18 protein-coding genes are annotated in these 16110 nt (G+C 33.3%); 5 read left to right on the top strand and 13 right to left on the bottom strand.

All coding sequences use genetic code 11. From position 1 onward, the window contains the following. Positions 1-147: 147 nt before the first annotated feature. The 13 genes from JCM15579_RS14855 to JCM15579_RS14800 all read right to left on the bottom strand — a co-directional run bounded on the left by JCM15579_RS14855 (position 148) and on the right by JCM15579_RS14800 (position 10991). The gene (locus JCM15579_RS14855) at positions 148-1062 is read right to left on the bottom strand and encodes a dihydroorotate dehydrogenase (protein WP_054721223.1); all 915 of its coding nucleotides are present in this window, start codon (positions 1060-1062) and stop codon (positions 148-150) included. Further along, complete coding sequence (locus tag JCM15579_RS14850) at positions 1056-1634, bottom strand: dihydroorotate dehydrogenase electron transfer subunit (RefSeq protein WP_245625932.1); 579 nt, start codon at positions 1632-1634, stop codon at positions 1056-1058. Before JCM15579_RS14850 ends, JCM15579_RS14855 begins: the two co-directional genes overlap by 7 nt. Continuing rightward, the gene (locus JCM15579_RS21590; RefSeq protein ID WP_245625930.1) at positions 1591-1821 is read right to left on the bottom strand and encodes a ferredoxin reductase domain-containing protein; all 231 of its coding nucleotides are present in this window, start codon (positions 1819-1821) and stop codon (positions 1591-1593) included. The genes JCM15579_RS14850 and JCM15579_RS21590 overlap by 44 nt, the downstream gene beginning before the upstream one ends. A 61-nt stretch (positions 1822-1882) precedes the next feature. Next, entirely contained in the window at positions 1883-2320 is a 438-nt protein-coding gene (locus JCM15579_RS14845; RefSeq protein WP_054721222.1) for a helix-turn-helix transcriptional regulator, read from the bottom strand. Positions 2321-3325: 1005 nt separating this feature from the next. Beyond that, positions 3326-3679, bottom strand: coding sequence for a hypothetical protein (locus tag JCM15579_RS14840; protein WP_054721221.1), 354 nt, complete (start codon positions 3677-3679; stop codon positions 3326-3328). Then, the gene (locus tag JCM15579_RS14835; protein ID WP_054721220.1) at positions 3680-4402 is read right to left on the bottom strand and encodes a M48 family metallopeptidase; all 723 of its coding nucleotides are present in this window, start codon (positions 4400-4402) and stop codon (positions 3680-3682) included. A gap of 50 nt (positions 4403-4452) precedes the next feature. After that, entirely contained in the window at positions 4453-4740 is a 288-nt protein-coding gene (locus JCM15579_RS14830; RefSeq protein WP_054721219.1) for a hypothetical protein, read from the bottom strand. Positions 4741-4847: 107 nt separating this feature from the next. After that, positions 4848-5342 (bottom strand): RNA polymerase sigma factor, encoded by a 495-nt coding sequence (locus JCM15579_RS14825; RefSeq protein WP_054721218.1) that lies wholly within the window; start codon positions 5340-5342, stop codon positions 4848-4850. Positions 5343-5527: 185 nt separating this feature from the next. Then, positions 5528-6409, bottom strand: a complete 882-nt coding sequence (locus tag JCM15579_RS14820) for a MerR family transcriptional regulator (RefSeq protein WP_054721217.1) — start codon at positions 6407-6409, stop codon at positions 5528-5530. Positions 6410-6521: 112 nt separating this feature from the next. Next, positions 6522-8309 carry a fasciclin domain-containing protein gene (locus tag JCM15579_RS14815; RefSeq protein ID WP_054721216.1) on the bottom strand — a complete coding sequence of 596 codons (1788 nt, stop codon included), beginning with the start codon at positions 8307-8309 and terminating at the stop codon, positions 6522-6524. A gap of 120 nt (positions 8310-8429) precedes the next feature. Beyond that, positions 8430-9734 carry a dicarboxylate/amino acid:cation symporter gene (locus tag JCM15579_RS14810; RefSeq protein WP_054721215.1) on the bottom strand — a complete coding sequence of 435 codons (1305 nt, stop codon included), beginning with the start codon at positions 9732-9734 and terminating at the stop codon, positions 8430-8432. 103 nt (positions 9735-9837) lie between these two features. After that, entirely contained in the window at positions 9838-10380 is a 543-nt protein-coding gene (locus tag JCM15579_RS14805; RefSeq protein ID WP_054721214.1) for an FKBP-type peptidyl-prolyl cis-trans isomerase, read from the bottom strand. Between the two features lie 125 nt (positions 10381-10505). Further along, the gene (locus JCM15579_RS14800) at positions 10506-10991 is read right to left on the bottom strand and encodes a thioredoxin family protein (RefSeq protein WP_083464702.1); all 486 of its coding nucleotides are present in this window, start codon (positions 10989-10991) and stop codon (positions 10506-10508) included. Between the two features lie 246 nt (positions 10992-11237). Here JCM15579_RS14800 and bioA point away from each other — a divergent pair, with 246 nt between their 5' ends. The 5 genes from bioA to bioD are packed head-to-tail and all read left to right on the top strand — an operon-like array spanning position 11238 to position 15756. After that, entirely contained in the window at positions 11238-12479 is a 1242-nt protein-coding gene (gene bioA / locus JCM15579_RS14795; protein ID WP_245625929.1) for an adenosylmethionine--8-amino-7-oxononanoate transaminase, read from the top strand. A 51-nt stretch (positions 12480-12530) separates the two neighbouring features. After that, complete coding sequence (locus JCM15579_RS14790; RefSeq protein WP_054721213.1) at positions 12531-13652, top strand: aminotransferase class I/II-fold pyridoxal phosphate-dependent enzyme; 1122 nt, start codon at positions 12531-12533, stop codon at positions 13650-13652. Next, on the top strand, positions 13642-14331 hold the full coding sequence (locus JCM15579_RS14785) for a DUF452 family protein (protein WP_054721212.1): 690 nt from the start codon (positions 13642-13644) through the stop codon (positions 14329-14331). The genes JCM15579_RS14790 and JCM15579_RS14785 overlap by 11 nt, the downstream gene beginning before the upstream one ends. Next, the gene (gene bioC / locus JCM15579_RS14780) at positions 14312-15073 is read left to right on the top strand and encodes a malonyl-ACP O-methyltransferase BioC (RefSeq protein ID WP_054721211.1); all 762 of its coding nucleotides are present in this window, start codon (positions 14312-14314) and stop codon (positions 15071-15073) included. The genes JCM15579_RS14785 and bioC overlap by 20 nt, the downstream gene beginning before the upstream one ends. Positions 15074-15078: 5 nt before the next feature. Next, on the top strand, positions 15079-15756 hold the full coding sequence (gene bioD / locus JCM15579_RS14775; protein WP_054721210.1) for a dethiobiotin synthase: 678 nt from the start codon (positions 15079-15081) through the stop codon (positions 15754-15756). Positions 15757-16110: the final 354 nt, after the last annotated feature.

Genomic DNA, 16110 nt, shown 5'->3' with positions numbered 1-16110 from the left:
CTGTATTATAATGTAAAAAGATTAAATATATAAATAGTTTATATGTATTGAATTCTATAAAAAAAGAATGAGTTTACAGATGTAATTACACATGTAAACTCACTATATCTGCATTAAAGAATTATTTCTCTAATTATTGCGTTTGAATTACTGAATCTGCAAAGCTCCAATTAAATCATTGATATCTTGAATGTTGTGACGCTTCATGTAATCTTCGATACCTACAACTACCTTTTCAGTAACCTGTGGATCGATAAAATTTGCCGTTCCAATTTGAATTGCTGTAGCTCCAGCCAAAATAAATTCAATAGCATCTTTGGCATTCATTATACCACCTAATCCAACAATTGGAATGTTAACGGCATTATATACTTGCCAAACCATTCTTAGGGCAACTGGCTTTACTGCCGGACCCGATAGACCTCCAGTAACAGTTGATAATAAAGGTTTTCTGGTTTCTGCATCAATTGCCATACCCAATAATGTGTTGATTAATGATACGGAATCAGCTCCTTCTGCTTCAACTGCTTTGGCTATTTCAGTAATATCAGTAACATTAGGCGATAGTTTTACCATTAAGTGCTTTTTATACACTTCACGAACGGCTTTAACCACCGAAGCAGCCGAAGCACAGCTGGTTCCAAAAGCCATACCACCTTCCTTTACGTTAGGACAGGAGATATTCAACTCAATTGCTGGAATGTGTTCCAAATCGTTAATCATAGCAGCTGTTTCTACATAATCTTCAATTGCTGATCCTGAAACATTAACTAAGATGTTGGTATCGTAGTGCTTAATTCGTGGATAGATTTCCTTGCAGAAGTTTTCAACTCCTTTATTTTGTAATCCTACTGCATTTAGCATTCCTGAAGGCGTTTCTGCCATTCTAGGGTAAGGATTTCCTTCTCTATGGTGTCTGGTGGTCCCTTTTACTAAAATACCGCCTAAATTGCTTAAATCAATAAAATCTTCGAACTCTTCACCGAACCCGAAGGTTCCAGAAGCGGTCATTACTGGGTTTTTTAAGCTAAGATCTTTAAGTTTTACTCCTAAATTTACCATTTCAGATCGTTTATATTGAATACCGGTCCTTCGGTACAAGTACATTTATTACCTCCTGTTGTCTCAGTTACACAGCATAAGCACGCTCCAAATCCACATGCCATATTATTTTCAAGCGACACCTCGCATGGAATATTCTTTTGTGCAGAATAAGCCGCAACAGCCTTCATCATTGGTTCTGGACCACATGTAAATACATAATCAAATTTCTCTTTTTCCAGAATAGAATGTTGGGTTGGGTATCCTTTTTCACCAAAAGAACCATCTTCTGTAGTAACCAGAATATCACCGTATTCTTTATAAGCATCAAGCTCTACGGCATCTTTTTCCGATCTAACACCAAGAAGTGTAGTTACCTTATTACCTGCTTCTTTTAAGTGTTTTGCAAGATATAGCAAAGGAGCTACACCACAACCACCACCAACAAGTAAGGTATTGGCATTATTTGGAATGGAATATTGATTACCCAATGGATAAACAATGTTTAATGAATCACCTTCTTTAAGTTCACCCAATTTTTTGGTACCATCACCAATTTTTTTTGATGTATAAGCTAATTGTATTGCGCTCATAATCTACAAAATGGATTGATAATGGTCTTCTAAGGAAGGTTGTGTTGGAATCTTTCACCAAAACGTTTACAAATTGTCCTGGACGTATTTCAGGAAGTGGCTCTAAGGCCCTTACATCCAGCACAAAATGATCATCGTTCAGCTCTTTTCTTTGTAGTACCTCAAAGTCTTGTACTAATTTTTTCATGGTGCCTAGCAATATTATATCTGTTAAGAATAAATTCAGGCAAAGATAATTCAAAAAATGCTTAAGAAGGATTGTATTCCCTAAAAGTTTTATCAGTATAAAACACAACTACCTTTTCTATTTGTTTACCAGGAACGAATACGTTCATTTCAGAGAAGGATTCAGGCTGATTTACAGGCTTTGTAGACGATTCCTTTTTTAATTTGGGTGGTTGTGGAGTAATATTAGGTGCTTCTTCTTCCTTTTCAAACTGAATCATCTCATTCTCGAAAAGTTTAGAAGGTTCTTGTGACATGTACATTTCACCTTCCCCAAAAATAATCCAATCAATGTTGACATGAGGGAAGGAACGTCTTATTTTTTGTACAAAATCAAGGCTTGGTTTGTTTCTACCTGATAATATATGAGATATACTAGAGCGTTGCACGCCAATTGTATCAGCAAATTTAGAAGATGTTAAGCCTTCACTGTTAATTAATTGAACGATTCTATCTTTCATTGGTTGATATTTTACAGATGTTAATTGTGTCTGTCGATACAAAGGTAAAATTAAATTTACAAAAAGCAAATGAAAATTTTGAATTAGCGTTACTTTTGTAATTTATAAATGTAAATCGACGACTTATCTAATAGCAATCCTTAATTTACCATTGTAATTTACATTTCTAAGCCCATTAAAACGTTAGTTTACGCATATATGGCTTTTATTAGATTTGTAAGAGTAAATTGAATTCACAGAATCATCATCTAAACAAATAGAGTGTTTGATATAGTAAATACACATAGACGTGAAGTTAACTGCCGCATTAATAGTGTATTACATGTTATTTACAACTGTATCATGCTGAAATATAACAAATATAAACGCTAAACATGTGAATTCAATCAAGTTCATATTGTACCATTAGATCAATCAAACTATATAAATCACTGATAATAAGTATAATAATCTTACAGATTTACAATTATTTACTAAGATTAGGTTAATTTTATAGTGTTGTAAACTATACGATTAAAGTAATAGTTGCGTAAAACTTTATAATATACTGACTACTAGATCCTAAACTGTAGGCATATTGTGTTTAAGTACAATTGTAACGAGAAATTAAGCGATTACGACAGGAACGATTATAGTATACAAAAGACAATAAAAGTCAAATGCAGATCAATATACAATCATTGATTATAGGTTACAATTATAAATTACAAGTGTAAAATATTGTTTTTTAATAATTTTTCTGAAATCAAATGCGAGTTTACATTACTAATTTAACCTTGTGAACAAATAAAGTGGGGAAAAATGATCTCGATTGCTCAAAATGTATCGACAATTGTATTTTTTCAATCAAATGGTCTTCTTGTTTACAAAAATTACAATCTAATGAGCTTAAATAAGGTGAAATTCACTAATAACATTCAGTAATTGAGGGAGATGTAAGGAGAAATAGCAAAAAACACATTGCCGAAATCTAGTAGAAAAAGAATATTTGTAAGATAAGAAAGCCTATTTCGACTTTCTTATCTTTACATATCCTATAAAAAGAATATAAATAGAGAATCCTACAATTAAAATCCTTAGAATAAGGTTTTCGCTTATTCTTCCATTAGATGTTAAGATATCTCTTGATAAAGCGGGAATCATGAAGATCAAAAGTCCAAAAACCAAAATCAACATTGCGATTGTAAAAATTCGTCGGAGTTTTATTTGCTTTGGCGATAATTCCTTCTTTTTAGCTTGACTTTTCTTTTTTTGATTTTTCGATCTACTTTGTGGTGCTTTAAGTGCTTTTTTTAATCGACTACCTATAAGAAAGGCAAATACGCATAGTCCTATTACGATATATAATTCTGTACTCATTTATATGATGTTTATAGAGTGTTTTTTGATTCTATTTTTCTTTTCTGTAAGATTAGGGCAATGACTAGCTAAAAGCTCCCAAAATTGGCTGGAATGGTTTTTAACAACAGTATGACACAATTCATGAAGGATAACCATATCTGATAAATCTTCGGGCAAGCGAATTAAATGCAAACTCAAATTGATTTTATTATCATGAGAGCAAGATCCCCATCTGCTTCTAGTGTTCTTAATTTGTACGGAACGGTATTTAAATCCATGTTGCTTTGCAAGAAATTCAATTCTTTTAGGCAAATAGTATTTTGCTTCGCGCCTAAGAGTTTCAATTATGGATTTTCTAATGAATTCTTGTAAATCCTTATTAATAATTTCCATTCCTACTGGATACATAACCTCAAGTACGCCATTGTTGAGCTTCGAAGAATATGACTTGGTTGCTACCTGAGTTATTCTTAGCTCGTGATATTTGGTTTTAAATTTGGTATGCTGATCAAAAATGGTTTGCTGACTTTCCTTGTTATCTTTCTTTTGTTTAGCTTGAAGAATCCAAGCCTTGTTTTCTTCAGCGAACTTTATGGCTTCTTTGATTGAAATACCATTGGGAACATTTATCCAAATTCCTTTTGTTGGGGCCATGCGAATTGATAACCTCTTGAAACGTTTATCATTTCTTAGCGCAATTTCACCAATGTCTTTAATGTAAATGATTTCTTCTGTAGGCATAAAAAAAGCTTTGCAAAATGCAAAGCTATTAAAATATCTAATTTTGGAAATTACTTTTCCTTAATTAAGGTGCTTAATCTGGTAAATGATTCATCCACATTCTTAATCAAGTCGTTAAAAATTGACTTGTAATATGCCTTTACCATTTTAGGATTATCTTTTCCATCAGGATGGTTAACTCTTGCAACTAAATTATTTCTTGCAATAATAGTATCCTTGATGATATCCATTACTTGCTCTCTGTTTTCTGCGTGCAAGTAATTGTAGTTATAACAATCTGAAATAACTTCAAAGCAAAGATAATCAATGTCTTTTTTTAAGCGTCTTCTACTAGCCATCTTAATAATTTTTGATGAATAAATCGGGATTTTTCCCTCTGATCGCCAACAAAGGTAATAAACCCCGATTAATTTATCATTTAAAAATGGATAAAACTTGAAAGCTCTTAAGAATAGTCAGCTAATTGTTCAGCTAAAATTTTTCGTCCCTGGAATATTCTACTTTTAATGGTTCCAATTGGTAAGTTCGCATGTTCAGCGATTTCACGGTACTTGAATCCTTCTAAAAACATTTTAAAAGGTGTACGTAAGTATTCTTCCAATTTGTCCAGTTCCTTCATGATATCCTTGTAATTTTGCGTAGAATAAGGATTGTCAAAACTTACATTTATCTTTCCAAGATTATTGTTTGTTTCATGAGCCATCCACTCGCGTTGTTTTAACTTCTTTCTATATGCATTTATAAACAAGTTCTTCATAATTGTATAAAGCCAAGCTTTAAGGTTGTTATGGCTAAATTTTGTTTTGTATATGAAAGCTTTCAATACGGTTTCCTGGCATAAATCCAATGCATCTTCTCTGTTGTTAGTTAATCTGTAAGCATAAACTCTAAGTTGCTCTTCTAAATTAACGATCGTATTATTAAATTCTATTGTTGTCATGATTGTACCTCCTGTTGTTTTGTCTAATAAAAATACAAAAATATTAGACAAAAATCAATCAATCCTTAAACAGAACTTTAATAACAGCCTCTGATTCTAAATAAAAAAAGCCTACATTCTTTTAAATGAAAGGCTTTTGGCAATTTTATATTAGCTTTTCTAAATAAGACAGGAGAGTCTTTTATTTACTTCAATTGAAGTAGCTCTTTAAATTTTTGAGGAGATGTAATCAACTTCATGGAATTTGGCACTTCTACTCCATCTTGTTTAAGTTGCAAACCAGTGACCATTAGCTCTATACCTTTAAAGGATTTCTCCATACTTAATAAGTAAACGTTAATATCCTCTGCATTAATTGGCGAAATGAAAGAGCTGAGAATATAATCAGGATTGTAATCATTTACTGCACTTACCAAATCCTTAAATGGCAGATCTTGTCCAAGATAAAGTGTACTGAATCCATTTCTTCTTAGTATATAATTGTAGAACAGAATCCCAACTTCATGCAGTTCACCTTCCTTCAAGTATATCAATACTTTCGATGCACCTTCCACTGACTTTCCTGAAAGAGAATCGATGGATGCAAATAATTTTTGTCTAATCAAATTTGAAATAAAGTGTTCCTGAGCTGGACTGACTGAACCAACTTGCCATAGCACTCCTATCCTTTCGAAAAATGGAAAAAGGACTTCTGTAATGGTAGATTCCATTCCACTCTCGAGTACACATTTAGATAAGATAGACTCAAACAACTCTTCATTAAAATTTACGGTTGCAAGTGTAAGTTTTTCAATATGAAATCCAATGCTTTTATTTGATCTTGATAATTCTAATATCTTAGCTTCAAGATCTATACTACTTAACTTGGCAAGGTGAGAAATCTTAATTCCCGATGAATTAAGCATTGAAATATTGAGCAGTTTACGTAGATCACTATCAGAATAAGAGCGAATATTGGTCTTGCTTCTTTCTGGTTGAATTATACCATATCTTCTCTCCCATATTCTTATGGTGTGAGCTTTTACTCCTGTAATTTTTTCAAGGTCTTTTATGGAATATTTACTCATGTTTTTTCGTTGGTGAGAAGATTTAAAATCTACTCCTTTTAATAATTATTAAATCTAATCAAAAAAACTAAAACCTGCCATTTCATGCAGGTTTTAGTGTATATTATATAGATTATTCTGGCAATAAAACCTTATTGATTACATGAATTACGCCATTAGTTCCTTGAATATCCGTTGCGGTTACCTCAGTATCTCCATTAATTTTTACTCCTGAACTTGTATCTATATCAAGCATACTACCCTCATTTAAAGTTTCTACCATTCCTGTTGATACTTGATCTGATCTTACATTACCGGAGACAACATGGTAAAGCAAAATTGGAGTTAAAGTTTCTGCACTTAAGTCGTCAATTCCGTAAACGCCTAAAGCTTCAAAAAGTGCCTCGAAAGCTGCATCGGTTGGAGCAAAGATTGTAAACGGTCCATCTCCGCTTAACGTTCCAGCTAAATCAGCTTTAACAACTGCAGCTACCAAATGCTCAAAGTTATCGTTAGCAACTGCAATATCAACTACATTAGGAGGTAATAAAACCTTATCGATTACGTGAATAACACCGTTAAATGCTTCAATATCTGATGATGTTACCATAGTTTCTTTATTTATTTTCACTCCATCACTTGTGTCTAATCGTAACATTACAGGATCCATATCTGGACTATTGGTAGCAAGTGTTTCCACGTATCCCGGATTAATATCCATTGACATTACCTTACTGCCTAAAACATGATAAAGTAGAACTTGAGTTAGTGTTTCGACGGATAAATCCTCAATTCCTGAAACACCCAGATTGGTAAATAAATCCTGAAAAGCCTGATTGGTTGGTGCAAAAACTGTAAAAGAACCTTCTCCATCCATTGTTTCTACAAGACCAGCTTTGTCAAGAGCTGCTACCAGGCTAGAAAAATCGCCATTTGCTGCTGCAATATCTGCTATCGACTGTGCTTCCTCTTCTGCTCCAGGAATTAACACCTTATCAATTACATGTATTACCCCATTGGTTCCTTGTACATCAGTAGAAATAACATTACTTGATTTGTTGATAATAACTCCACTACCATCAGCATCAATTTCAAGCTCAGCTTCGGCATTTAGAGTTGATACTACACCAGTGCTAACATCGGCAGCTCGAACATTTCCTGAAACAACGTGATAGGTAAGAATTGGGGTAAGATCTTCTGCTGACAAATCTTCGATACCATTTATGCCCAGATCAGCAAATAAAGCCTCGAAAGCGGCATCAGTTGGAGCAAAAATCGTAAATGGACCATCTCCTCTAAGTGCATCTACTAAATCAGCTTTAATTACTGCGTCCACTAGATGTGAGAATGTAGCATTTGCGATAGCTATGTCAACAACATCAGGAGGAAGAAGAACCTCGTCAATGATGTGAATCACGCCATTGGACGCCATAACATCGGCGCTGGTAACATTGGCACTATTATTTAATTTTACGCCCGAATCAAGACCAACGAGTAAATTGATAGGATAATCACCAGGAGTAAATGTACTTAGTGTTTGCACATAACCATCAGATAAGTCTGTTGATTTTGCTTGAATGCCCAATACATGATATAAAAGAATCGGAGTTAAAGCTTCAGCACTTAATTCATCAATACCTGAAACTCCCAAATCCGTAAACAATTGCTCAAAAGCAGCATTTGTCGGTCCGAATACTGTAAAAGGTCCATTGGTATTTAAAGCTTCTACCAAGTCTGCCTTTGTAAGGGCGGCAGCTAAAATTGAGAAGTTATCATTACCTATTACAATGTCAACAATATTCTTGTCTGTTGGCATTGGATTTGGCATGTCATTGTCATCATCTTCGCATGAAACATTAACTATTGCTGCGATCATTAGGAGAAATAATCCTAAACTAAATTTATAATTCCTGATATTCATGTCACTTTTTTTTAATGGTTTAATCAGGAAACAAATTTGATTTACTTTTGTTCAGCGAAAATTACAAAAGCTTAAACAAGAAAAATAAAAATAAGTTTAAAGCCTACTATTTTGGGTATTTTAAGATTTTACTTTTTCTGCAATTATCTGTGGTGGATAAGTTAATTTCCCTTCCGTTTTGGCAACAATTGTCGAAACTGTGGCATCGCCGGTTACATTTACAACCGTTCTAAGCATATCTAAAGGTCTATCTATACCAAGTATTAATGCCAGTCCTTCAATAGGAATACCTACTGATGTGAGCACAATGATTAGCATTACAATGCTTCCACCAGGTACACCTGGAGTTCCAATTGAAGCCAAGGTGGCTGTTACAACTATTAAAAGCTGATCGTAGATATCCAATGTTACACCAAACACCTGAGCAATAAAAACCGCTGCAATTGCCTGATAACAGCTAGTACCGTCCATATTAATGGTAACTCCAACAGGCAAAACAAAACTAGCGACCTCATTTGAAACCCCAATTTTGTTTTCAACACACTCCATCGTTACAGGCAGAGTTGCGGCGCTCGAGCTGGTTGAAAATGCTAATAATTGAGCCGGAGAGATGGATTTGTAAAAGTCAGTATACTTAATTGGAGTGAATATCCTTAAGAACAAAGGATATATTAAAAAAACCATAATTAATAATCCTGCTATTACTGTTACTGCATACCATCCCAATGCTGCAAAAAGGTCGGTATCTCCTGAAAAATCAACTATTAATCCAGCAATCAGAGCAAATACTCCATATGGTGCAAAAAGCATGATGATATCAATGATTTTAAGAATAATAGCATCTATTCCATCGAAGAAATCTTTCACTATTTTGACCTTTTTTTCTTCCAAAATTACCATCGCGATTCCAAATAAAATGGCAAAGAATATAATTTGGAGCATTTTGGTATTATCAGTGGCTGCTTTGAAGAAATTATCTGGTACCACATCTACCAAAAACTGAAGTGGAGATTCTTCCTTGATATGATCAGCTTGATTTTTTTTAAGGCTGATGTCAGACCCAAACCTCTCCTGCAGTTCAATTTTTTTGTGCTCTGGGAAAGTATTTCCAGGTTTAAAATTATTTACAAGTAAAAGTCCAAAACTTACTGCTATTACTGTAGAAATTACATAAAGTGAAATGGTTTTTATCCCTATACGTGAGAGTTTTGAAATATTTGAAAGACTTGAAATCCCCTTAATTAGTGAAACAAATATTAACGGAACAGCTATTAGTTTTAAAAGATTTAGAAAGATTGCACCCAATGGTTTTACCCAATCTGTTGTAAATTTGGTTAAATCAAAATAAACAGCAAGCATTCCGGCAACAACACCTAAAGCCATTCCTATAAGTATTTTCACATAAAGGGGTAATCTTTTCCACATAGAGTAATTATTTTAATGAGCTTTAAAGGTAGTTTTATGAAATAAAAAAACAAAGCCCGAAAACCAATTGGTTTTCGGGCTTTGTATATTTTTCGAGCTACTATTAGCAACCGCAACCGCTTCCGCAGCCACCACTACTACAGCTTCCGCTATCACATCCACCTTGAGGTGCATAAACTGCTTGTTTTTCTTCTTCAGTAGCATCTCTTACTTCGATAACTTCACCTTTAAAATACAAGTCATCACCTGCTAATGGGTGGTTAAAGTCCATTTTAACAGTTGCATCTGCTACCTCTAATACAATACCGTTCATTCTACGACCTGAACTATCCTGCATTGGAACTACATTTCCTTCTTTAATCATTTCTGCATCAAACTCTCCGTTTACTTCAAAAATATTTTTTGGAAGGTCGATTACTGCTTGCTCAGAAGCTTCACCGTAAGCTTCAGCTGTTTCCAATTTAAATTCGAAAGATTCACCTACTTTTAGTCCCATAAGGTTCGATTCGAATTTTTCAAGCATCTGACCTGCTCCACATAAGAATGTAAGAGGAGTTTCAGCTACAGCTTTTTCAATGATTTCACCAGCTGGATCAGTTTTTAATTCATAAATAACCGATACCATTTTATCTTTTGAGATTGTCATAATATCTTTTTTAGTATTTTATTTTTTATAGATTTTCCTATAATCCGATACAAAGAAAGTACATTTATTTCTTTATTCAAATAAAATCGGAGTTCTTGGTCTAATTTATTAACAGATTTTAGGATTTATTTGTAATTCTCTGGATTCAGGGCCTCTGGACGCCAATTATAAAGAAATGATTTAACTCTATCGAAATCGTAACTCTTATCTTTTTCTAAATTTCCTGTGTTTTGAGTATGAATTCTCTCTCCTTTAGCATTTAAAACCAGCATTACAGGAAAACCAAATCGTTGAGGATAATCCAGTTTTTTTAAAACTTCCTTGTTTTTATTTTCTTTGCTGTAATTCACCTCTAAGAATATGTAGTTATCATTTAAAAGCTTATGGATCTCTTCTTGACTATGAAGAAATTTATGCATTTTAATACACCATGGACACCAATTTCCCCCAACTTGAATTAAAACATGCTTCCCTTCTTTTTTGGCTTTGGCAATCAGCTCAGTAATATCCTTTTCTGCATCAGCATCTGGATTATAGATCTTTTGAGCTGATAAGTTATTCATTAGGAATAAAATCAGGCTTAAAGCCAAAAAAAACTTAAATGTTTTCATTTGTTTAAAATTTTATATCATTTGTCAGATTTAATAATGCTCGAAATTAGTGATTAATTTCCATGAGAGGAATTTGAAATTGAATTTTAACAAGGAAATAACAGCCTGATTTCACTTTTTGTAATATTATTACCTAGATTGTAAGTGTTTTAAAGGGATATGTTATAAAAATACACTTAAACCGCCTTCTCGTAACCTAAGAAATCATAGCTTTACGCAAGAAATTAAAATGAATTTGAATTTGGTATGAGTACGCAAGGTAAAATTGACCTTAGTTTTGATAAGAACCACATTTGGCATCCTTACACCTCTATGAAAGATCCATTGCCAGTATACCCAGTGATATCAGCGGATGGAGTAAAGTTAAAACTGGAAGATGGACGTGAGCTTATTGATGGAATGTCATCTTGGTGGTGCGCAGTTCATGGATACAATCATCCTGTTTTAAATAAAGCTATTGAGAAGCAATTACAAAACATGTCTCATGTGATGTTTGGTGGCATAACGCATCAACCTGCTATTGATCTTGCTAAATTACTTGTAGAAGTTACTCCAAAATCCTTGGAAAAAGTATTTTATTGTGATTCTGGCTCTGTTGCTGTAGAAGTTGCTATGAAAATGGCTATACAGTACAGGTTTGCCACCAAAAACTTTAAAAAGAACAAGTTTCTTACAATACGCTCTGGTTATCATGGCGATACTTTTAATGCAATGTCAGTTTGTGATCCTGTTACCGGGATGCATGAAATTTTCTCGGGTGTATTACCTATAAATTACTTTGTGGAGGCTCCATCTTGCAAGTTCAATGAAAATTGGGATGAAGAGTCATTCTCTCCAATGGATAAAATGATAAGGGAGCATCATGAAGAATTAACTGCCGTTATTCTAGAGCCTATTGTTCAAGGTGCAGGTGGAATGAGATTTTATCATCCGGAATATCTGAAAAGATTAAGAGTAGTTTGCGATGAATTTGACATTTTATTGATATTAGATGAAATTGCTACTGGATTTGGTAGAACTGGCAAAATGTTTGCTTGCGAATATGCAAACATTGAACCTGATATCATGGCCGTCGGCAAGGCTATTACTGGAGGATATATGTCTTTTGCAGCAACTTTAACCAATTTGAAAGTAAGCGAAGGGATTTCGAATGGTACTCCAGGAAATTTTATGCATGGACCTACTTTTATGGGAAATCCATTAGCTTGTGCAGTCGGAATTGCCAGTATTTCTCTGCTATTAAGCAACAATTGGCAAGTTAGGGTAACTAAGATTGAAAGTATTCTAGAACAGGAATTAAGCCTTGCAAGAAGCTTTAATAATGTTTGTGAAGTACGTGTTTTAGGTGCTATTGGAGTTATAGAAATGAAAGAGCCTGTTGATATGGCCAATATGCAAAAGAAATTTGTTGAAAATGGAATTTGGGTTCGACCTTTGGGAAGAATGTTTATCTCATGCCTCCCTTTATTATTAGTGACGAAGATTTAATTTTCTTATGCAAAAAACTTATTTTAATAGTTAAAGAGTCTTAATTTTGTGATGAATAATTTATTAGAGAGATATAAAGAAGAATTAAGAAAATTAGAGGATTCTGGGAACTTGAGATCATTAAAGAAGATCTCTGATAAAGACTTCAAAGTAAACCTTTCCTCCAATGATTATTTAGGAGTAAGAAAAAAAAATATTCCAAGGCCTAAGGGAAATGCTTTTGGATCCGGTTCATCACGACTGTTAACAGGTAACTTTCAGGAGTATGACATGCTGGAAACAGAATTAGAAAAATTATACACTCGTTCTGCCCTATTTTTCAATTCTGGATATCATGCAAATATTGGAATTCTATCAGCTTTATCAGGAAAAGGCGATTTAATCTTATCTGATAAGTTAAATCATGCCAGTATAATAGATGGAATTCGCTTGTCAAATGCAGAAAACATGCGTTTTAGACATTTGGATTACAAACACCTTGAAACCATTTTACAGAGTAAAAGAAATCAGTATGATAGGGTTTTCATTGTTAGCGAATCAATTTTTAGTATGGACGGTGATGAAGCTAATTTATTTAGACTAATTGAACTAAAGAAACAATACAATTGCTTTTTGTACCTCGACGAAGCTCATTCTTTAGGAGTAAGAGGTGAAAAGGGGCTAGGATTAGCTGAAGAGCTTAATTTAATGCATGAAATAGACCTTTTGGTAGGTACTTTTGGTAAAGCTATGAATTCAATCGGTGCATTTGTAATTTGTGATTCAATCATTAAAAAATACCTAATTAATCGAATGAGATCCTTAATTTTTACAACGGCCTTACCTCCCATTGTTGTTAGTTGGAACATTATCATGTTGCGCACCATTATTAAAATGCGAATAGAAAGAGAGCATGTGATGTCTTTGGCTAAAAAGTTGAGAGATAAACTTATAGAATTAGGATTAAAAACCGATGGCAATTCGAATATTGTTCCTGTAATTATCGGTGATAGTCAAAAATGTGTAAATTTAGCTGAGTATCTGCAAAAGAAAGGATTTTTGGTCTTTCCAATTAGACCACCCGCTGTTCCAGTTGGAACTTCACGTTTGCGTTTGTCGATTTGTGCAGATATGGATTGGGAAGACCTACAGGATGTGCCAAAATTAATAAAAGAGTATTGTGATGAAAATTAAATGGTTACATAAGTCCTCAAAAAGGAAATGTATTCTATTTTTTAATGGTTGGAGTTGTGACGAAAAGCCATTTCAGCATCTAGCTTCAAAAGAGTATGATGTTATTAGTTGCCATGATTATAAGGATATTTTACTTCCTAAGGAAGTAAATTGTATTTTTGAAGATTACGAAGAAATCTATCTTATTTCTTGGTCATTAGGTGTTTACATTGCAAATCTTTTATTAAAAGCTCACCAGAGTTTATTTACTGACGCAATAGCTATTAATGGTACACTAAACCCAATTGATAATCTAAAAGGTATACCTTCTGCAGTTTTTCAGGGTACTATAGATGGATTAAGTTTGAAGAGTTTGGAAAAATTTTGGATGAGAATGTGTGGAGGAAAATCCGCCTTCCATCACTTTAAATCAAATGTTCCAAATAGAGAATTTGATGATCAATTACAGGAATTAAAAACATTACAGCATTTAATTCAAAATCACCTTGTTGATTGGTCAATTTATAATAAAGCCTTAGTTGGCGAACAGGATTTAATATTCTCTGCAGACAATCAAAAACGTGCATGGAATGGATATATTGATATTATAGAGCGAAAATATCCTCATTATTGCTATGACAAATGGAGTTCGTGGGATGAGATAATTGAAGATTTAAGTTGTGGAAAATCAGAATGTTAATAAAGGAAATGTTCAAAAAAGTTTTGTAAAAAGCATTGAAACCTATCGCAAACATGCAATAGTTCAAGAAGCTATTGCATCGAGACTTATAAATGAATTACTGAACATTAAAAAGGATAATTTTCAAAAGGTTCTTGAAATTGGGTGCGGACCTGCTGTTTTAACAGAGAAATTTTTTCGTCATTTTAAGGCAACAGAATACTTCGCTAATGATATTGTTGAGGAGTATAAAGAGGTATTACAAAATATAGATAATAGCATTCAATTTTATGGTGGAGATATTGAGTCAATTGAGCTCCCTAAGAATCTTGATTTGGTCATATCAAGTTCTACTTTTCAATGGTTCACGGATTTGGAGTTGTTTTTGAGTAATATTTATGATACCCTAACCTCCGAATCTTTATTGGTCTTTAGCTCCTTTGGTCCTGATAACTATCGAGAGATTAGGGATATAGAAGGAAAAGGGTTAAATTATTTATCATTTGGAAAACATGAAAGGTTACTGTCTGATAAGTTCGAAATCATATGGAGTGATAGAGAAACAATCAAAAGATACTTTGCTGATCCAGTAGACGTATTAAAGCACATGAAACAAACTGGAGTAAATGGACTTCCTGGTAAAGTATGGACAAAGAGTGACTTAAAAAGATTTGAAGAGGATTATTTGGACCTCTTTGGAACCGAATTAGGTGTCCCTCTAACCTATCAGCCAATTTACTTTATTGCAAAACCTAAAAAATAATTTACATGTCGATATATTTTATTGCTGGCATCGATACAGATGCTGGAAAATCTTTTGCCACAGGACTATTAGCCAAACACTTATTGAATAAGCAAGTAAATGTCGTAACACAAAAATTTGCACAAACAGGTTGTAAAGGAATATCAGAAGACATTCAAACTCACCGCAAAATAATGGGGATTGATTTAATGGATGTTGATAAAGACAGAACCACCTGCCCTTTTGTTTTCGACTATCCTGCATCACCTCATTTGGCTGCTGAAATGCAAAATAAAACAATCGATATTGAGAAAATTAACAATTCAAGTAAACAATTAGATGATGAGTTTGATGTTGTTCTTTTAGAAGGTGTTGGAGGATTAAATGTTCCTATTACATTGGATTATTCACTACTGGATTTCTTGGAGGAAAAGAAATATCCAACCATTTTGGTTAGCTCTTCCAAATTGGGTAGCATCAATCACACCCTACTTAGCTTGGAGATTTTGCAAAAAAGAAATATTCCACTACATGGATTAATTTATAATCACTTTCCTGCCAATAGTGAATTTATCTTGAAAGACTCAATAAAAGTTTTCAAACATTATTTGAATAAAATAAATTTTGATTGTCCGATTGTTGAGATTCCGGTAATTGATGATTTTAAAAAATCAGAAATTGATTTTTCTGCATTTTTCAAATAATACCATTAATCAATCGACATTATACCAAAATGCTAACTTGATAATAAAAACGATCTCAAATAAATAATGTGATGAATTTCACAGAAAGCAATAAAAATTTTATACTGAAATTTACAATTTATTCTGTCCAAGAACTAAGGCAGGTGACAAATAATCGATTCTAAGAGACTTAAAAAACAACTAAAACCATATAATAATCATTAATTCAGTGCAATACATGAAAATATTATGGGCCAAAATCTAACAGAAACTAGATGAAATCCATGATATTTATGTCTTTTTTGTAAAAAATGGACTTTTTTCATCTCAAAAGAGAGAAAAAGGTCTGATAATTCTTGTAACTTAAATGAAATT

It is taken from the genome of Marinifilum fragile JCM 15579 (genome assembly GCF_001310955.1).
GTDB classification, from domain to species: domain Bacteria; phylum Bacteroidota; class Bacteroidia; order Bacteroidales; family Marinifilaceae; genus Marinifilum; species Marinifilum fragile.
This window is presented reverse-complemented; position numbering and strand designations above follow the sequence as displayed.